The organism is Streptomyces sp. NPDC127092 (assembly GCF_042722475.1).
Lineage (GTDB): Bacteria > Actinomycetota > Actinomycetes > Streptomycetales > Streptomycetaceae > Streptomyces.
In genome coordinates, this window is sequence record NZ_JBHXFE010000004.1 from 100,633 (window position 1) to 120,184 (window position 19,552).

At 69.0% G+C, this 19,552-nt stretch carries 12 protein-coding genes; 10 read left to right on the forward strand and 2 right to left on the reverse strand.

Annotation, left to right across the window (positions count from 1 at the left end; all coding sequences use genetic code 11):
* Nucleotides 1–124: 124 nt before the first annotated feature.
* Nucleotides 125–2,854: an aconitate hydratase AcnA gene (acnA, locus tag ACFWJO_RS04825; RefSeq protein WP_386863396.1), complete on the forward strand. Its 2,730-nt coding sequence runs from the start codon at nt 125–127 to the stop codon at nt 2,852–2,854.
* 78 nt (nt 2,855–2,932) lie between these two features.
* Here acnA and ACFWJO_RS04830 read toward each other — a convergent pair whose 3' ends face one another.
* A complete protein-coding gene (locus ACFWJO_RS04830; RefSeq protein WP_386863397.1) occupies nt 2,933–6,757 on the reverse strand; it encodes a GH92 family glycosyl hydrolase in 3,825 nt (1,274 codons plus the stop codon).
* A 392-nt stretch (nt 6,758–7,149) separates the two neighbouring features.
* On the opposite strand from ACFWJO_RS04830, the gene ngcE reads away from it, so the two are divergent.
* The 9 genes from ngcE to ACFWJO_RS04875 all read left to right on the forward strand — a co-directional run bounded on the left by ngcE (nt 7,150) and on the right by ACFWJO_RS04875 (nt 19,137).
* Nucleotides 7,150–8,589, forward strand: coding sequence for an N-acetylglucosamine/diacetylchitobiose ABC transporter substrate-binding protein (gene ngcE / locus ACFWJO_RS04835; protein ID WP_386863398.1), 1,440 nt, complete (start codon nt 7,150–7,152; stop codon nt 8,587–8,589).
* Nucleotides 8,590–8,642: 53 nt separating this feature from the next.
* Complete coding sequence (locus ACFWJO_RS04840; RefSeq protein ID WP_384422704.1) at nt 8,643–9,572, forward strand: carbohydrate ABC transporter permease; 930 nt, start codon at nt 8,643–8,645, stop codon at nt 9,570–9,572.
* Between the two features lie 14 nt (nt 9,573–9,586).
* Nucleotides 9,587–10,531 carry a carbohydrate ABC transporter permease gene (locus ACFWJO_RS04845; protein ID WP_386863399.1) on the forward strand — a complete coding sequence of 315 codons (945 nt, stop codon included), beginning with the start codon at nt 9,587–9,589 and terminating at the stop codon, nt 10,529–10,531.
* 157 nt (nt 10,532–10,688) lie between these two features.
* The gene (locus ACFWJO_RS04850) at nt 10,689–11,909 is read left to right on the forward strand and encodes an ROK family protein (RefSeq protein ID WP_384422709.1); all 1,221 of its coding nucleotides are present in this window, start codon (nt 10,689–10,691) and stop codon (nt 11,907–11,909) included.
* Between the two features lie 122 nt (nt 11,910–12,031).
* Nucleotides 12,032–13,132 carry a substrate-binding domain-containing protein gene (locus tag ACFWJO_RS04855; RefSeq protein WP_384422711.1) on the forward strand — a complete coding sequence of 367 codons (1,101 nt, stop codon included), beginning with the start codon at nt 12,032–12,034 and terminating at the stop codon, nt 13,130–13,132.
* 161 nt (nt 13,133–13,293) lie between these two features.
* Nucleotides 13,294–14,088 carry an ATP-binding cassette domain-containing protein gene (locus ACFWJO_RS04860; protein ID WP_128981030.1) on the forward strand — a complete coding sequence of 265 codons (795 nt, stop codon included), beginning with the start codon at nt 13,294–13,296 and terminating at the stop codon, nt 14,086–14,088.
* Nucleotides 14,085–15,383 (forward strand): sugar ABC transporter permease, encoded by a 1,299-nt coding sequence (locus tag ACFWJO_RS04865; RefSeq protein WP_386863400.1) that lies wholly within the window; start codon nt 14,085–14,087, stop codon nt 15,381–15,383. The genes ACFWJO_RS04860 and ACFWJO_RS04865 overlap by 4 nt, the downstream gene beginning before the upstream one ends.
* A 204-nt stretch (nt 15,384–15,587) precedes the next feature.
* The gene (gene dxs, locus ACFWJO_RS04870) at nt 15,588–17,504 is read left to right on the forward strand and encodes a 1-deoxy-D-xylulose-5-phosphate synthase (RefSeq protein WP_386863401.1); all 1,917 of its coding nucleotides are present in this window, start codon (nt 15,588–15,590) and stop codon (nt 17,502–17,504) included.
* Nucleotides 17,505–17,658: 154 nt separating this feature from the next.
* A complete protein-coding gene (locus tag ACFWJO_RS04875; protein ID WP_386863402.1) occupies nt 17,659–19,137 on the forward strand; it encodes an amino acid permease in 1,479 nt (492 codons plus the stop codon).
* A 10-nt stretch (nt 19,138–19,147) separates the two neighbouring features.
* On the opposite strand, the gene ACFWJO_RS04880 is transcribed toward ACFWJO_RS04875, so the two are convergent.
* On the reverse strand, nt 19,148–19,519 hold the full coding sequence (locus tag ACFWJO_RS04880; protein ID WP_386863403.1) for an NTP pyrophosphohydrolase: 372 nt from the start codon (nt 19,517–19,519) through the stop codon (nt 19,148–19,150).
* Nucleotides 19,520–19,552: the final 33 nt, after the last annotated feature.

Below are 19,552 nucleotides of genomic sequence, written 5' to 3' on the forward strand. Positions count from 1 at the left end.
ACATCGAGATATCTGCCGAGGCGCACCGCTGCCGCCACCCTGGTAAGGGTTACCTAACTTAGCCTTACCTTAGCGGATCGACGACGAGTACGTGGCGGCAGGATGTGGTGGAACGCGCACATATATGAAGGAGACCGTCGTGTCGGCGAACAGCTTCGACGCCCGCGCCACGCTGCGCGTGGGTGACGAGTCGTACGAGATCTTCCGTCTGGACAAGGTGGAGGGCTCGGCCCGGCTCCCCTACAGCCTTAAGGTTCTGCTCGAGAACCTGCTCCGCACCGAGGACGGCGCGAACATCACCGCCGACCACATCCGGGCCCTCGGCAACTGGGACTCGCAGGCCCAGCCGAGCCAGGAGATCCAGTTCACGCCGGCGCGCGTGATCATGCAGGACTTCACCGGTGTCCCCTGTGTCGTCGACCTCGCCACCATGCGCGAGGCCGTCGCGGCGCTCGGCGGCGACCCGGCGAAGATCAACCCGCTCTCCCCGGCCGAGATGGTCATCGACCACTCCGTCATCGCCGACAAGTTCGGCACCAACGACGCCTTCGCGCAGAACGTCGAGCTCGAGTACGGCCGCAACAAGGAGCGCTACCAGTTCCTGCGCTGGGGCCAGACCGCCTTCGACGACTTCAAGGTCGTCCCGCCGGGCACCGGCATCGTCCACCAGGTCAACATCGAGCACCTGGCCCGCACGGTCATGGTCCGCAACGGCCAGGCGTACCCCGACACCCTCGTCGGCACCGACTCGCACACCACCATGGTCAACGGCCTCGGCGTGCTGGGCTGGGGCGTCGGCGGCATCGAGGCCGAGGCCGCCATGCTCGGCCAGCCGGTCTCCATGCTGATCCCGCGCGTCGTCGGCTTCAAGCTGACCGGCGAGCTGCCCACCGGCACCACCGCCACCGACCTGGTCCTCACGATCACCGAGATGCTGCGCAAGCACGGCGTCGTCGGCAAGTTCGTCGAGTTCTACGGTGAGGGCGTCGCCGCCACCTCCCTCGCGAACCGCGCCACCATCGGCAACATGTCGCCGGAGTTCGGCTCCACCGCCGCGATCTTCCCGATCGACGGCGAGACCCTGAACTACCTCAAGCTCACCGGCCGCTCCGAGCAGCAGGTCGCGCTCGTCGAGGCGTACGCCAAGGAGCAGGGCCTCTGGCTCGACCCGGCCGCCGAGCCCGACTTCTCCGAGAAGCTGGAGCTCGACCTCTCCACCGTCGTCCCGTCGATCGCCGGCCCGAAGCGCCCGCAGGACCGCATCGTCCTCGCGAACGCCGCCGAGCAGTTCAAGCAGGACGTCCGCAACTACGTCGACATGGTCGACGAGGCGGGCCAGGAGTCCTTCCCGGCCTCCGACGCCCCGGCCGTCAGCAACGGCGTCCCGTCGAACCCGGTCCAGGTGACCGCCCCCGACGGCTCGACCTACACGCTCGACCACGGCGCCGTCACCGTCGCCGCGATCACCTCCTGCACCAACACCTCGAACCCGTACGTCATGGTCGCCGCCGCGCTCGTCGCGAAGAAGGCCGTGGAGAAGGGCCTGACCCGCAAGCCGTGGGTCAAGACCACCCTCGCCCCGGGCTCGAAGGTCGTCACCGACTACTTCGACAAGGCGGGCCTCACCCCGTACCTCGACAAGGTCGGCTTCAACCTCGTCGGCTACGGCTGCACCACCTGCATCGGCAACTCCGGCCCGCTGCCGGAGGAGGTCTCCAAGGCCGTCAACGAGCACGACCTCGCGGTCACCTCGGTCCTCTCCGGCAACCGGAACTTCGAGGGCCGCATCAACCCCGACGTCAAGATGAACTACCTGGCCTCCCCGCCGCTGGTCGTCGCGTACGCCATCGCGGGCTCCATGAAGGTGGACATCACCAAGGACGCCCTCGGCGTCGACCAGGACGGCAAGCCGGTCTACCTGGCCGACATCTGGCCGTCCGAGGCCGAGGTCAACGACGTCGTCGCCAACGCCATCGGCGAGGACATGTTCTCCAAGTCGTACGAGGACGTCTTCGCGGGCGACGCCCAGTGGCAGGCCCTGTCGATCCCGACCGGCAGCACCTTCGAGTGGGACCCGGAGTCGACCTACGTCCGCAAGCCCCCGTACTTCGAGGGCATGACGATGGAGACCACCCCGGTCACCGACATCACGGGCGCCCGCGTGCTCGCGAAGCTCGGCGACTCGGTCACCACCGACCACATCTCCCCGGCCGGTGCCATCAAGGCCGACACCCCGGCCGGCAAGTACCTCACCGAGCACGGTGTGGAGCGTCGTGACTTCAACTCCTACGGCTCGCGCCGAGGCAACCACGAGGTCATGATCCGCGGCACCTTCGCCAACATCCGCCTGCGCAACCAGATCGCGCCGGGCACCGAGGGCGGCTACACCCGCGACTTCACGCAGGAGGGCGGCCCGGTCTCCTTCATCTACGACGCCTCGCAGAACTACCAGGCCGCCGGCACCCCGCTGGTCATCCTGGGCGGCAAGGAGTACGGCTCCGGCTCGTCCCGTGACTGGGCGGCCAAGGGCACCGCGCTCCTCGGCGTCAAGGCCGTCATCACCGAGTCGTACGAGCGCATCCACCGCTCGAACCTCATCGGCATGGGCGTGCTCCCGCTCCAGTTCCCGGCCGGCCAGACGGCCGACTCGCTCGGCCTGACCGGTGAGGAGACCTTCTCCATCACGGGCATCACCGAGCTGAACGAGGGCACCACCCCGAGCACGGTCAAGGTCACCACCGACACCGGTGTCGAGTTCGACGCGGTCGTCCGCATCGACACCCCCGGTGAGGCGGACTACTACCGCAACGGCGGCATCATGCAGTACGTGCTGCGCAACCTGATCCGCGGCTGACCGCCGAAGGTCCGGTAGGGCAAGGGCCCTCTCCCCGCCGGGGAGAGGGCCCTTCCTCATGGGCGGGGCAGCCGGGCGTCAGCCCAGCAGCTCCACCTCCGCGAGCTCGGCGGCGGCCGGTCCGGCCACCACCAGGCGGTACTTCGCGTACGCGCCGGGCTTCGCCACCGAGAACACCCGGGTCTGCCGGTTCCACGCGAAGGACTCGCCGTCCCGCCGGTCCAGGTCCGTCCAGGTCACCCCGTCCGCCGAGCCCTGGAGCACCCAGCCCGCCGGCGCCTTCGCCCGGTCCGCCGACGAGGTCAGCGTGTACTGCACCGCCTTCACCGGGCCGGCCACGGGGAGCCCGACCGGGCCGGCCAGCGGCCCCGCCGTCGCCGACGTGTCGTCGAACAGCGGACCCGCACCCGCTCCCGCGACCAGGTCCGCCCGCGGCGAGGGCACCTCGTCGTCCTGGGTGATCGAGACGGGGGCCGCCGTGCCGCCCGTGCCCCACGCGGAGGGCCGGGAACCCATCTCGAACTTCAGCGTGCCGCCCTTGGCGAGCAGCGCGTGCGGCAGCGCGGTCGAGTTCCAGGACACGCCGTTCAGCTTCACGCCCTGCACGTAGATGTTGCGGGCGCTGTTGCGCGGCGCCTCCACGACCAGCGTGCGGCCGTTGTCCATCCGCACCGTCGCCTTCGTGAACAGCGGCGAACCGATCGCGTACTCGCCGCTGCCCATCACCAGCGGGTAGAAGCCGAGCGCGGAGAACAGGAACCAGGCCGACTGCTCGCCGTTGTCCTCGTCGCCGTGGTAGCCCTGGCCGATCTCGCTGCCGGTGTAGAGCCGGGAGAGGACCTCGCGGACCTTCTCCGCCGTCTTCCACGGCTGCCCGGCCGCGTCGTACATGTACGGCACGTGGTGCGCGACCTGGTTGGAGTGGCCGTACATGCCCATCCGCACGTCCCGCGCCTCGGTCATCTCGTGGATGACGCTGCCGTACGAGCCGGCGACGTCGGGCGAGGCCGTCTCCGGCGTCGAGAAGTACGCGTCCAGCTTCTTCGCCAGGCCCGCGCGCCCGCCGTACAGGTTGGCGAGGCCGCGGGAGTCCTGCGGGGCCGTGAAGGCGTAGCCCCAGCCGTTGGTCTCCGTGTAGTCGTAGCCCCAGACGCGCGGGTCGTACGAGGCCGAGGGCACCCGCCAGGCGCCCTTCGCGTCCCGGCCCTGGAAGAAGCCGGCCTTGGCGTCGAACAGCGACACGTACTTCCGGGCGCGGTCGAGGAAGTACGCCGCCTCGTCCCGGTAGCGCTTCTTGCCGGTCTTCTCGTAGAGCGCCTGGCCCATCCTCGCGATGCCGTAGTCGTTGAGGTAGCCCTCCAGGGACCAGGACAGGCCCTCGTGGGTCTCGGTCGACGCGTAGCCGGTGAACGGGGAGGTCTCCATGCCCTTGCGTCCGACGCCGCGGCTGGGCGGCACGACGGTGGCGTTCTTCAGGGCCGCCTCGTACGCCGCCTCCGCGTCGAAATCGACGCCCTTCACGTACGCGTCCGCGAAGGCCACGTCCGAGGAGGTGCCGGTCATCAGGTCCGCGTAGCCGGGGGAGGACCAGCGGGAGATCCAGCCGCCGTCCTTGTACTGCTGCACGAAGCCGTCGACCAGTTCGCCCGCCTTCCGCGGGGTGAGGAAGGAGTAGGCCGGCCAGGTGGTGCGGTAGGTGTCCCAGAAGCCGTTGTTGACGTACGGCCTGCCCTCGACGACCTTCGCGCCGGTACGGGTCGGGGTGTCGGGCCCGGCCGGCGGCGAGAACGGGCTCGCGTACCGGTAGGTCGAACCGACCTTCTCGAAGCCCGAGTTGGGGTACAGGTAGAGCCGGTAGAGGCTGGAGTAGAGGGTCACCAGCTGGTCGTGGGTCGCGCCCTCGACGGTGACCCGGCCCAGCACCTCGTCCCAGGCCTGCTGGGCCCGCTCGCGGACGGTGTCGAAGTCCGTGCCCTCCGGGATCTCGTCGGCGAGGTTCGCCTTCGCCTGCTCGACGGAGATCAGCGAGGTCGCGATCCGCAGGGTGACAGTGCGGTCCGGGCCCGCGTCGAGCCGGAGGTGGCCCTTCACGCCCTGCGCGGCGGACGAGGTGACCGGCGCGTCGAGGACGCCGTACACGAACATCCGGCCCGCGCCCGTCGACAGCCCGCTCTTCACGTCGGAGTAGGCCGTGAAGGAACGCGTCGCCGGGTCGAGGGTGAGCCCGCCCTGGTCGGTGACGTTGTCGAGGACCACGCTCGCGTCGTCGCCGGGATAGGTGAAGCGCATGACGGCCGCGTGGTCGGCCGGGGCGATCTCGGCCTTCAGGCCGTTCTCGAAGGTGACGCCGTAGTGGTGCGGCTTCGCCGTCTCGTTCGCGTGCCGGAACGGCAGGGCGCGGGCCGCCTTGTCGGTGGGCGGGGTGCCCGCGGCGGCCGAGGGCATCACCTGGAAGGTCTGCCGGTCGCCCATCCAGGGACTGGGCTGGTGGCTGGCGGACAGCGCCTGGAGGGTGGGCAGGTTGTCGGCGTTGTTGCCGCGCGCGTACTCGTAGATCCAGCTCTGGGTCGCCGCGTTGGTCACCGGCGTCCAGAAGTTGAAGCCGTGCGGGACGGCGGTGGCCGGGAAGGTGTTGCCGCGCGAGAAGGAGCCGGAGGAGTGGGTGCCGCGCGTGGTCGACGCGTAGTCGGAGAGCCGCTCGTACGGTTCCCGCGGCTGCTTCGGCGCGATCGCCAGGTCGTCGATCCAGCCCTGGAACTTGCCGGGGCCCCTGGGCGAGTCGTAGGCCACCAGGATCCGGTCCACGGTCTTCCCGTTCGCGACCTCGCCGATCCGCGCGGTGACCTGGTTCCACTGGTTGACGTAGAGCCGCTTCGCGGCGCCCTGGCCGCCCGGGGTGAGGAGCCCGCCGTACGAGTCGGTGGCGCCCAGATCGCTCAGATAGGTGCCGTCGGTGAAGGCGAGGTCCACGGACACGTTCGTGGCCGGGTAGTTCAGGTCGGTCTCCGAGGCCGACATGGACGGGAAGATCTTGTACGACAGCTCGGTGTTCCGGACGATCCGGGTGTCGACGTCGAAGACCTTGTTGTACGAGTACGCGCGGCCCTCGCCCTTGTGGGTGCCCGCGTAGCGCAGCGCGCGCTTGCCGGTGAAGCCCGCTCCGGCCTTGGCGGTGGGGGAGCCGCTGGGGCCGCGGTCGGGCTGGCTGCGCATGTCCTCGGGGACGGGCTGGGAGGTGTCCCCGTTCGAGAACTGAACGTCGGCGAGCTGGGTGAGGCCCGCGCCCGCGTTCCTGGTGATCTCCAGGCGGTAGTGCGCGTACGCGGTCGTGCCGCCGCCCGCGATGTCGTACGTCCTGGTCTCGAAGCGCTTGGCGAAGCTCTCGCCGGAGCGGGTGTCGAGGACCGTCCACTGCCTGCCGTCGGCCGAGCCTTTGAGGGTCCAGTCGCGCGGATCGCGCTCGGCGGCGTCGTTCGCCGACGTCAGCGCGTAGGTGGCGAGCCTGACGGGGGAGTCCAGGTCGAACTCGATCCACGCGGTGGGCTCGAACACCAGCCACTTGGTGCCGGGCTGCAGGTCGACCAGGTTCTCCTTGACCTCGCCGGCGCCCGCGTGCTCGCCGCTGGCCCGCAGGGCCGTGACCCGGTCGGTGACGTTTCCGGGTATGCCGGTGACGAATCCGCCGTCGACGCCGGATGTCCGCTTCTTTCCGTCGGGACCGACTTCGACGGTGTTCCGCCAGGTCGGCTGTGTTTCCTCCGCTTCGAAGGAGGTGGTGAATTCCCGTGCCGTTCCGCCGGGTTGTTCCGATGCGCCCGGAACCGCCTGAGCCACCGTGGGGACGAGGGTCAGGATCAGCGCCGCCGAGGCCGCCAGGGAGACCGCTCTGAGATGGGGGTGCATGCCGTGTCGTCGCTCCTGCCGCTGGTTCTAGACAACGTTGTCAAACCGATCGCGCAAGAACCCAGGAGAAGGGCAAGTCCGAGGTGGTGTCAAGGGTGTTGACGCCAATTCGAGGGAGGAAACGGGGCAGAAACGGCTCGGATATCCCGCAGGTCTCAACTCGGAGAAGACTGCCGGGGAAAGCTGGTTTCGATCTTGCTCCGGCGACGGGAAGTGGACTATACCTGTCGGCGTCCCGCCCGTCGCGGAGAAACCAAGACCTGCCGACGACGGCCCGACGCCTGCACGACCCAGCTGCAATTGACCGCGGTGGCGGGGCCCTTCGCCTGAGGCGAACTTGTACGGGCGACCGGTACACCGCCTGAGTCCTGAATGAAGGCGAGGACTTGAGCATGGGATCCACCTCCGCCCAGAACAATGAGGGCCTCGGCCGTCGCGATCTGATCAAGCGTTCCGCCGCACTCGGTCTGATCTCGGTGCCCACCATGAGTTTCCTGTCCGCGTGCGCCTCCAGCGGGGGCGACGACTCGGGCAACGACAAGCCCAAGGGCGAGAAGACGAAGGACAATCCCTTCGGCGTCGCCAAGGGCGGCAAGATCGACGTCGTCGTCTTCAAGGGCGGATACGGCGACGACTACGCCAAGGCCTGGGAGGCCAGCTTCAACAAGAAGTGGGGCATCACCGCCACCCACACCGGCACCCAGGAGATCACCGGCAAGCTCCAGCCGCGCTTCAACGCCGGCAACCCGCCGGACATCGTCGACGACTCCGGCGCCCAGAAGATCAAGATCGACGTCCTGCACAAGAACGGCCAGCTGCTCGACCTCGCCGAGGTCCTCGACGCGCCGTCCGTCGACGACCCGAACAAGAAGGTCCGCGACACCCTCATCCCCGGCACCATCGACGCCGGCCTCCAGGAGGGCAAGGTCGTCGCCCTCAACTACATCTACACGGTGTGGGGCCTGTGGTACTCCGGGAAGCTCTTCAAGGAGAAGGGCTGGACCGAGCCGAAGACCTGGGACGACTTCCTCGCGATCTGCAAGGACGCCACCTCCCAGGGCATCGGCGGCCTCGCCCACCAGGGCAAGTACCCGTACTACATCAACGTCGCCATCATGGACCTGATCGCCAAGACCGGCGGTCTCGAGGCCATGAAGGCCATCGACAACCTCGACCCCAAGGCCTTCGTCGGCTCCGACGCCGCCAAGCAGGCCGTCGAGGCGGTGTACGAGGTGGTCGAGAAGGGCTACCTGATGCCCGGCACCAACGGCCTGGAGCACACCGAGTCCCAGACCCGCTGGAACCAGTACAAGGCCGCCTTCATCACCTGTGGCTCCTGGCTGGAGAACGAGCAGCTCAAGCAGACCCCGGCCGACTTCGACATGAAGTTCATGCCGATGCCCCTGCTGCCCGGCAGCAAGATGCCCTACGAGGCGATCCGGGCCGGCTCCGGCGAGCCCTTCATCATCCCCGCCAAGGCCAAGAACCTGGCCGAGGCGAAGGAGTTCATGCGGATGATGCTCTCCAAGGAGTGGTCGACGCTCTTCGCCAAGGAGGCCAACTCGCTCACCATCCTCGCCGACGGCGTGGACCCGAGCGTCAAGCTCCGCCCGGGCACCCAGTCCACGGTCGAGGCGTCCAAGGCGGCCGGCACCAACACGTTCCGCTACCTGTACACCGAGTGGTACAGCGAGATGGACACCGAGATCCAGAACGCGTCCAACGAGCTGATGGCCAAGCGCATCCAGCCCGCGGAATGGCTCAAGCGGGCCCAGGCCGCCGTCGACAAGGCCGCCAAGGACCCGGCGTCCAAGAACAACCGCCGCGACTGACGCGCGGGCCGGGACGCGAAACCTCATCCGGGGACATCAGGGACAGGAACGCCATGCGCAAAGGGCAGTACAAGTTCGTCACGGGATTCCTCTTCATACCCGTGGCCCTCTATCTGGTCTTCGTCATCTGGCCGTACATCCAGACGTTCGGCTACTCGCTGACCGACTGGAAAGGCCAGTCACAGGACTTCTCCTTCGTCGGCTTCGACAATTACGCCGCCCTCTTCGAGGACGACGTCTTCCTGGGAGCGGTCTGGCACAACATCCTGTTCCTGGTGTTCATCCCGGTGATCACCATTCTGCTCGCCCTCTTCTTCGCCTTCATGGTGAACGCGGGCGGGCGGAGCCGGGCCGGCGGCGTCGCGGGCGTCGCCGGATCCAAGTTCTACAAGGTCGTCTACTTCTTCCCGCAGGTGCTCTCGCTCGCGATCCTCGCGGTGCTCTTCGGCGCCGTGTACCGCAGCGACGCCGGCGGCATGCTCAACGGCCTCCTCCTCAAGCTCGGCCTCGTCGAGGCCGACCAGCCGGTGGAGTGGCTCAACGAGCCGGACTTCGTCCTGTGGGCCCTCATCGCGGTCGTCGTCTGGCACGGCGTCGGCTTCTACCTGGTGCTGTTCTCCGCCGCGATGCAGTCCATCCCGCGCGACATCTACGAGGCCGCGCTGATCGACGGCGCCGGCCGCGCCCAGTCCTTCTTCAAGATCACGCTGCCGCTGCTCTGGGACTCCGTGCAGACCGCCTGGGTCTACCTCGGCATCGTCGCGATGGACATGTTCGTCCTCGTCTCCACCATGACCTCCGGCGACTACGGCGGTGGGCCCGACCACCACAGCGAGGTCATGTCGACGGTCATGATGCGCAACTTCCTCTACTTCGGTAAGAGCGGCTACGCCTGCGCCATGGGCGTCGTGATGCTGCTGCTCACCCTGATCGTGTCCGTGGTCACGCTGCGCGCCACCCGCCGCGAGCGCCTCGAGTTCTGAGCGGGAGAACGACGATGACTGCACCCATCCAGAAGTCCGACACCACCGTCGCCGGCGGGGCCGCCGTGCCCCGGCAGCGCGCGACGGGCAAGGGGCGCACGCCCGCGCCCGGCCCGGCTCGCGAGGGCACCGTCCTCAACGTCTTCTCGCACGGCTTCCTCGCCCTGTGGGCGCTGATGATCGTGCTGCCGCTTATCTGGCTCGTGCTGAGCTCCTTCAAGACCGACGGGCAGATCGCCGGGTCCGCCTTCGGCTGGCCGGAGAACTGGTCCCTGGACGTCTTCACCCGGGCCTGGAACAAGGGCATCGGCGACTACTTCGTGAACACCGTGATCGTCCTGGTGTTCTCGGTGCCGCTCACCATGCTCTTCGGCTCGATGGCGGCGTACGTGCTCGCCCGCTACGAGTTCTGGGGCAACCGGCTCGTCTACTACTTCTTCGTGGCCGGCGCCATGTTCCCGGTCTTCCTGGCGCTCGTCCCGCTCTTCTTCATGGTGAAGATGCTCGGGATGCTCAACACCTACCAGGGCCTGATCCTGGTGTACGTCGCCTACTCGATGCCGTTCACCGTGTTCTTCATGCACTCCTTCTTCCGGACGCTGCCGACGGCGGTCTTCGAGGCGGCGATCCTCGACGGGGCCTCGCACACCCGGGCCTTCTTCCAGGTGATGCTGCCGATGGCCAAGCCGGGCCTGCTCAGCGTCGGCATCTTCAACACGCTGGGGCAGTGGAACCAGTTCATCCTGCCGACGGTGCTGATGCAGCCGCAGAGCGGTGACGACCCGGAGCGCTACGTGCTCACCCAGGGCCTGATCCAGCTGGAGCAGCAGCAGGGCTACGAGACCGACCTGCCGGTGCTCTTCGCGGGCGTCACCATCGCCATGATCCCGATGCTCGTGGTCTACCTGTCCTTCCAGCGGCAGGTCCAGGCGGGTCTCACTTCGGCCACGCTCAAGTAACGAGCCGGTCGCTCGCCGTCCGGTCCCGGAGAGTCCTCTCTCCGGGGCCGGACTTTTTCGTTCCGGATACGACTACCGTCGAGGACTTGACGGCGACAAGCCCCACGAAGGAGCTTGGAGTTCATAACTTGTACACGTCGTAGGGTGGAGAGAGTCAATGGAGACTCCGGGGTCGCAGTCCTCGCTGCACCGGGCCAATCTCGAGCGGGTCGTCCGGGCGGTACGGATGGCCGGATCGCTCACCCAGGCGGAGATCGCCCGGACGACCGGCCTGTCCGCCGCCACGGTCTCCAACATCGTGCGGGAGCTGAAGGACGGCGGGACCGTCGAGGTCACGCCGACCTCGGCGGGCGGCCGCCGGGCCCGCAGCGTCTCGCTCAGCGGCGACGCCGGCATCGTCATCGGCGTGGACTTCGGGCACACCCACCTGCGGGTCGCGGTCGGCAACCTGGCCCACCAGGTGCTCGCGGAGGAGGCCGAGCCGCTCGACGTCGACGCCTCCGCCGCGGAGGGCTTCGACCGGGCGGAACAGCTGGTCAGCCGTCTGATCGCGGCCACCGGCATCGGCCGGGACAAGGTCGTCGGCGTGGGCCTGGGCGTGCCCGGCCCGATCGACGTCTCCTCGGGCACCCTGGGCTCCACGTCGATCCTGCCGGGCTGGAGCGGGATCAACCCGGCCGACGAGCTCTCGGCCCGCCTCGGCGTGCCCGTGCACGTCGACAACGACGCCAACCTCGGAGCCCTCGGCGAGCTGGTCTGGGGCAGCGGGCGGGGCGTCAAGGACCTCGCGTACATCAAGGTGGCCAGCGGTGTCGGCGCCGGTCTGGTGATCGACGGCCGGGTCTACCGGGGCCCGGGCGGCACGGCCGGCGAGATCGGGCACATCACCCTGGACGAGTCGGGCCCGGTGTGCCGCTGCGGCAACCGCGGCTGTCTGGAGACCTTCACGGCGGCCCGCTACGTCCTGCCGCTGCTGCAGTCCAGCCACGGGCCCGACCTGACCATGGAACGGGTGGTCCAGCTGGCCCGCGAGGGCGACCCGGGCTGCCGCCGGGTGGTCGCGGACGTCGGCCGCCACATCGGCAGCGGCATCGCCAACCTCTGCAACCTTCTGAACCCGAGCCGGGTCGTGCTCGGCGGCGACCTCGCGGAGGCCGGGGAGCTGGTCCTGGCGCCCATCAGGGACTCCGTGTCGCGTTACGCCATCCCCAGTGCCGCCCGGCAGCTCTCGCTGGCTCCCGGGGCCCTGGGCGGGCGCGCGGAGGTCCTCGGCGCCCTCGCCCTCGTACTGAGCGAGATGGGTGATTCGACGCTTTTGCACGGGTCCGAGGGTGGCCTTTCGGCGGCTGCCGGTGCCAGGACGCCTGCCTTCACTTAGATAACGAATGGCACCGTTGCCATCTCGTTAAAGATTTACTTCTTGACGTTGAAGCCGCGGCCGAGTTGACTTCCAGCCACCTCGGCCGCAACGTCGCGGCCTCGTCAGGGAGGCAACCCCACATGAACGCAGTGACGCGTCGCGTCGTCATAGGCACGGCCGCGGTTTCCATGGCCCTCTCCCTCGCCGCCTGTGGCAAGGCCGGCGACAACGGCTCGGACGGTGCGAGCGGCGGCGACGGCAAGACCATCGGTCTGCTGCTGCCCGAGAACAAGACCACGCGCTACGAGACCTTCGACCGCCCGATCATCGAGGCGAAGATCAAGGCCCTCTGCTCCGACTGCGAGGTCAAGTACAACAACGCCGCGCAGGACACCGAGACGCAGAAGAAGCAGTTCGACGCCCTCGTCACCCAGGGCGTGAAGGTCATCATCCTGGACTCGGTCGACTACAAGGCCACCAAGTCCTGGGTGCAGCAGGCCGAGAAGAAGGGCGTCAAGGTCGTCGCGTACGACCGCCTGGCCGAGGGCCCGATCTCCGCCTACGTCTCGTACGACAACGAGAAGATCGGCCGCCTGCAGGGCGAGGCCCTGGTGAAGGCGCTCGGCGACAAGGCGAAGGACGCCAACGTTGTCATGATCAACGGCTCGCCGACCGACCCGAACGCCCCGCTGTTCAAGAAGGGCGCCCACAGCGTCATCGACGGCGCCGTGAAGAAGGTCGTCTACGAGCAGGACATCCCGGACTGGTCCCCGGACGAGGCCAACAAGAAGATGGGTGCCGCCATCGACTCCCTGGGCAAGGACGGCTTCCAGGGCGTCTACTCCGCCAACGACGGCATGGCCGGCGGCATCATCACCGCCCTCAACAAGCAGGGCGTCAAGGTCCCGGTCGGCGGCCAGGACGCCGAACTCGCGGGTCTGCAGCGCATCCTGAAGGGCGACCAGTCCTTCACGATCTACAAGCAGATCAAGCCCGAGGCCGAGACCACCGCCGAGATCGCGGTCAAGCTCCTCAAGGGCGAGAAGATCGACGGCCTCACCCCGGTCAAGGTCACCAGCCTCACCGGCGAGTTCAAGGACATCCCGGCCAAGCTCTACGACGCGCAGATCGTGACCAAGGAGAACATCGCCTCCACGATCATCGCCGACAACGTCTACAAGGCGGCCGACATCTGCACCGCCGAGTACAAGGCGGCCTGCGACGCGGCGGGCATCAAGTAACCCTCCGCCCCACGGAACCGGTCCGGCGCACCCCGCCCCGACTCACGCCCCGCAAGCGGGGGCGGGGCGCCGGACTCCCCTCGTACCCCCCTTCTCCCTCTCCCTCCCCTGCGAGGGAGGAACCCCCGCACCACATCCCCGCCGGTCAGGCGGCGAAGGAGATGATTCACGTGTCCGCTACGCCCGTGCTGGCGTTGCGCGGGGTCTCCAAGCGGTTCGGCGCCGTCCAGGTGCTCACCGACGTCGATCTGGAGATCCATGCCGGAGAGGTCGTCGCCCTGGTGGGCGACAACGGCGCCGGCAAGTCGACCCTCGTCAAGACGATCTCGGGCGTCCACCCGATCGACGAGGGCACCATCGAGTGGGACGGCCGTCCGGTCCAGATCACCAAGCCCCACGACTCCCAGAACCTCGGGGTCGCGACCGTCTACCAGGACCTGGCGCTCTGCGACAACCTCGACGTGGTCGCCAACCTCTTCCTCGGCAGCGAGCTCAGCTCCGCCCGGGTCCTCGACGAGATCGCCATGGAGAAGCGCGCCCGGGAGCTCCTGGACACCCTCTCCATCCGCATCCCGTCGGTCCGCATACCCGTCGCCGCCCTCTCCGGCGGCCAGCGCCAGGTCGTGGCCATCGCCCGCGCCCTGATCGGCGACCCCAAGATCGTCATCCTGGACGAGCCCACCGCCGCCCTCGGCGTCGAGCAGACCGCACAGGTGCTCGACCTCGTGGAGCGGCTGCGCGAGCGCGGCCACGGCGTCATCCTCATCAGCCACAACATGGCCGACGTCCGCGCCGTCGCGGACAAGGTCGCCGTCCTCCGCCTCGGCCGCAACAACGGTGTCTTCGACGTCAAGGACACCACCCACGAGACGATCATCGCCGCCATCACCGGTGCCACGGACAACGCCGTGACCCGCCGGCAGGCCCGTACCGCCTCGAAGGAGGACGCCAAGTGAGCGACCTCACGAAGAACCCCGCCCCGGAGACCCCGGACACCACCGTCGAGGAGTCGGCCGCCCCGGTCCCGGCCGTCGACCCCCGCCTCCTCGTCCGCGAGGAGGGCATCAAGGGCTACTGGACCGAGTTCACCCGCAAGATCCGCGGCGGCGAGCTCGGCTCGCTCCCCGTGATCCTCGGCCTGATCGTCATCGCCGTCGTCTTCCAGCTCCAGAACAGCAACTTCCTGTCCGCGAGCTCGGTCGCCAACGTCGCCGTGTATGCCTCCGGCCTCGGCATCATGGCCGTCGGCATCGTCTTCGTGCTCGTCCTCGGCGAGATCGACCTCTCCATGGGCTCGGTCGCCGGCGTCGGCGCCGCCGTGTGGGCCGGCCTCCAGGTCAGCAACGGCATGAACGAGTGGCTGGCCATCCTGTTCGCGGTGCTCACCGGCACCGTCATCGGCGCGCTGCACGGCTTCTTCTTCGCGAAGATCGGCGTCCCCGCCTTCGTGGTCACCCTGGCCGGCTTCCTCGGCTGGATGGGTCTCCAGGAGTGGCTCATGGGCGGCGAGGGCTCCATCAACACGCCGTCCGGCAGCGTGGTGGAGAACCTCACCAACTACTTCTTCGCCGACAAGATCGCCGCCTACGGCCTCGCCCTGGTCGCCATCGCCGCGTACCTGTTCTCGCTGCTGCGCGACAGCAGCCGCCGCAAGGCCGCCCTCCTGCCGGCCCGCCCGGTCAGCGAGATCGTGCTGCGCACCGCCGTCGTCGCGGTCCTCGTCCTCGTCGTCGCGTACGTCATGAACGAGCCCGCCGGCGCCCGCGGCCTGCCGCTCGCCCTGGTGCTCTTCCTGGCCGTCCTGGTGCTCGCCGACTTCGTCGCCCGCCGCACCCTCTTCGGCCGCAAGGTCTTCGCGGTCGGCGGCAACGCCGAGGCGGCCCGCCGCGCCGGCATCAACGTGGACCGGGTCCGGATCGCCGTCTTCGCGATCTCCGGCACCCTCGCCGCCTTCGGCGGCCTGTTCATCGCGAGCCTCTCCGGCGGCGCGACCAAGAGCCTCGGCGGCGGCAACACGCTGATGCTGGTCATCGCCGCGGCCGTGATCGGCGGCACCAGCCTCTTCGGCGGCCGCGGCAAGGTCTGGTCGGCACTCCTGGGAATGATCGTGATCCAGTCGATCCAGCAGGGCCTGAACATGATCGGCATGTCCAACGCCATCCAGAACATGATCACCGGCGCGGTGCTGCTCGCCGCCGTCGTGATCGACTCGGTGTCCCGCCGCACGCAGAAGACCGCGGGCCGCGCGTAACCCACACCACAGCCAGTCCGCCCGGCGCCGGGAAACCGTCGCCGGGCGCTGCTGCGTCCGGACCAGTGGACGGGGCAGACGGATCAGTGGTGTGTCGGCCATCAGGGTGGTGCGCCACTCCGGGCCCGATGCCCACGATCCAAGACGGAACATTAGACTCGACAAATCGGCAAGCTCGACCAGTTCAAACGCAAGGAGGCACGGGTGGCGTTGCTGACCCGTATCAGGGGACCGCGAGATCTGGACCGGCTCTCCTCGGAACAGCTGGACCTGCTGGCCGAAGAGATCAGGTCGTTCCTCGTGGACGCCGTCTCCAAGACCGGCGGGCACCTCGGTCCCAACCTCGGCGTGGTCGAGCTGACCATCGCCCTGCACCGCGTCTTCGACTCGCCCAAGGACAAGGTCCTGTGGGACACCGGCCACCAGAGCTACGTGCACAAGCTGCTCACCGGCCGCCAGGACTTCTCCAAGCTGAAGATGAAGGGCGGCCTGTCCGGCTACCCCTCGCAGGCGGAGTCCGAGCACGACGTCATCGAGAACTCGCACGCCTCGACGGTCCTCGGCTGGGCCGACGGCCTCGCCAAGGCCAACCAGATCCTGAAGAAGGACGACCACGTCGTCGCCGTCATCGGTGACGGCGCGCTCACCGGCGGCATGGCCTGGGAGGCGCTGAACAACATCGCCGACGCCAAGGACCGCCCGCTCGTCATCGTCGTCAACGACAACGAGCGCTCCTACGCGCCCACCATCGGCGGCCTCGCCAACCACCTGGCGACCCTGCGCACCACCGACGGCTACGAGCGCTTCCTGGCCCGCGGCAAGGACATCCTGGAGCGCACCCCGGTCGTCGGGAAGCCGCTCTACGAGACGCTGCACGGCGCCAAGAAGGGCCTGAAGGACTTCATCGCCCCGCAGGGCATGTTCGAGGACCTCGGCCTGAAGTACGTCGGCCCCATCGACGGCCACGACATCGAGGCCCTGGAGTCCGCCCTCACCCGCGCCAAGCGCTTCGGCGGCCCGGTCATCGTGCACTGCCTCACCGAGAAGGGCCGCGGCTACCAGCCGGCCCTCCAGGACGAGGCCGACCGCTTCCACGCCGTCGGCAAGATCCATCCCGACACCGGTCTGCCGATCGCCTCCTCCGGCGCCGACTGGACCGGCGTCTTCGCCGACGAGATGGTCGCGCTCGGCAAGGAGCGCGAGGACATCGTCGGCATCACCGCCGCCATGCTCCAGCCCGTCGGCCTCGACAAGTTCGCCAAGGCCTTCCCCGACCGCGTGTTCGACGTGGGCATCGCCGAGCAGCACGCCGCGGTCTCCGCGGCCGGCCTCGCCACCGGCGGCCTCCACCCGGTCTTCGCGGTCTACGCGACCTTCCTCAACCGCGCCTTCGACCAGGTCCTGATGGACGTGGCCCTGCACAAGTGCGGCGTCACCTTCGTGCTCGACCGCGCCGGTGTCACCGGCACCGACGGCGCCTCCCACAACGGCATGTGGGACATGTCGATCCTCCAGGTCGTGCCGGGCCTCCGGCTCGCCGCGCCGCGCGACGCCGACCAGGTCCGCGCCCAGCTGCGCGAGGCCGTCGAGGTCACCGACGCGCCCACCGTGGTCCGCTTCTCCAAGGGCGCGGTCGGCCCGGCCGTCCCGGCCCTGCGCCGGGTCGGCGGCATGGACGTGCTGCGCGAGGCCGGCAGCGACAGGCCCGACGTCCTGCTCGTCTCGGTGGGCGCCCTCGCGCCCATGTGCCTGGAGGTCGCCGACCTCCTCGACAAGCAGGGCATCTCCACCACCGTGGTCGACCCGCGCTGGGTCAAGCCGGTCGACGAGGCGATGGCCCCGCTCGCCGAGCAGCACCGGGTGGTCGTCACCGTCGAGGACAACAGCCGCGTCGGCGGCGTCGGCTCCGCCGTCGCCCAGGCGCTGCGCGACGCGGGCGTGGACGTGCCGCTGCGCGACTTCGGCATCCCGCCGCGCTTCCTCGACCACGCCTCCCGCGGCGAGGTCCTGGCCGAGATCGGGCTGACCGCCCCGGACATCGCCCGTCAGGTCACCGGCCTGGTCTCGCGACTGGACGGCCTCCCCCGGGCTCTCGGCTCCGTGGAGCCCGCGCGCGACTGACCTTCGGTCACCCAGCGTCAGCTTTGGGCCGGTCGGACCACCCTTGCGGGTGCCGACCGGCCCTTCCGCGTGCATTCTGGCCTGAGGGCGGGCAGCCCCACTGCCAGGAGGTGCGACGGTGAGTACGGACCAGCAGCCACGCGCGAATTCCGGGATGTTCCGAACGAAGACGGTCGAGCAGTCGATCCGTGACACCGAGGAGCCCGAGCACGCGCTCAAGAAATCCCTCTCCGCCTGGGATCTGACGGTGTTCGGTGTCGGTGTCATCATCGGCACCGGCATCTTCGTGCTCACCGGAAAGGTCGCCAAGGAGAACGCGGGCCCGGCCACCGCCCTCGCGTTCGTGGCCGCGGGCATCGTCTGCGCCCTGGCGGCCCTGTGCTACGCGGAGTTCGCCTCCACCGTGCCGGTCGCCGGTTCGGCGTACACCTTCGCGTACGCCTCCATCGGCGAGCTGCCGGCCTGGATCATCGGCTGGGACCTCGTCCTGGAGTTCGCGCTCGGCACCGCCGTCGTCGCCGTCGGCTGGTCCGGTTACGTCCGCTCCCTGATGGACAACGTCGACTGGCACCTGCCGGCCGCCCTGGAAGGCCCCGACGTGCCCGGCGGCACCTTCGACATCCTCGCGTTCCTGCTGGTCCTCGTGCTGACCGCGATCCTCGTCGTCGGCATGAAGCTGTCCGCCCGGATCACCGCGATCGTCGTCGCCATCAAGGTGACCGTCGTCATGATCGTCATCATCGCGGGCCTGTTCTTCATCGTCGGCGACAACTACAAGCCCTTCATCCCGCCGGCCGTCACCCCCGAGGGCGGCGGCAGCAACTGGGACTCGCCGATGGTGCAGCTCATCTTCGGCTACGAGCCCACGAACTTCGGCGTGATGGGCATCTTCACCGCCGCCTCGGTCGTCTTCTTCGCCTTCATCGGCTTCGACGTCGTCGCCACCGCGGCCGAGGAGACCAAGCTCCCGCAGCGCGACATGCCCCGCGGCATCCTCGGCTCGCTCTTCATCTGCACCGTGCTCTACGTGGCCGTCGCGCTCGTCGTCACCGGCATGCAGCACTACACCGAACTGTCCGTCAGCGCCCCGCTCGCCGACGCCTTCAAGGCCGTCGGACACCCGTTCTACGCGGGCGTCATCAGCTTCGGCGCCGCCGTCGGCCTCACCACGGTCTGTCTGATCCTGCTGCTCGGCCAGACCCGGGTCTTCTTCGCGATGAGCCGCGACGGACTGCTGCCGCGCTTCTTCTCCGTCACGCACCCGCGCTTCAAGACCCCGTACCGGCCGACCATCCTGCTCGGCGTGATCATCGCGATCGTCTCCGGCTTCACCAGCATCGACGAGCTCGCGACGCTGGTGAACATCGGCACCCTGTTCGCCTTCGTCATGGTCGCCGCCGGCGTGATCGTCCTGCGCCGCACCCGCCCCGACCTGCACCGCGCCTTCCGCACCCCGTGGGTGCCGGTGCTGCCGGTCCTCTCCATCGCCGCCTCGCTCTGGCTGATGCTCAACCTGCCCGGCGAGACCTGGTTCCGCTTCGCGGTGTGGATGGTCATCGGCATCGTCGTCTACTTCCTGTACGGAAGGAGCCACAGCCGCCTCGGCCGGCTGGGCCAGGAAGCGAAGTACTGACGTCCCGGACTCAGGGGAGGCTCCGCGGGCCGACGCACTCCGCGCCCGCCTCCTCGACCCTCCGCCGCAGCTCCCGGTCGGCCGTGACCACCAGGCACGGCCGGCCGGCCGCGTCCCGGGCCAGCCGGGCGATCAGGTCGTCGCCGCTCCCGGGCGCGTCCTCCACCCGTACTCCCGGCACGGACTCCACGCCCCGGGCCCGGCCCTCGACGACGAGCACGATCTCGTACGGCCCGGCGAACGGCCCGCCCTCCGGCCCGCCCCGCTCGGCGAGCCGGTCCCGCAGCCGCTCCGCGGCCCCGCGCCGGTCCTTCCACCATCCGTCGGGCACCGACCCGACCACGTTGGCACCGTCGACGATCAGCAGGGGCAGCAGGTCCATGGGGACAGCATGACGGCCCGGCACCATCTCGTG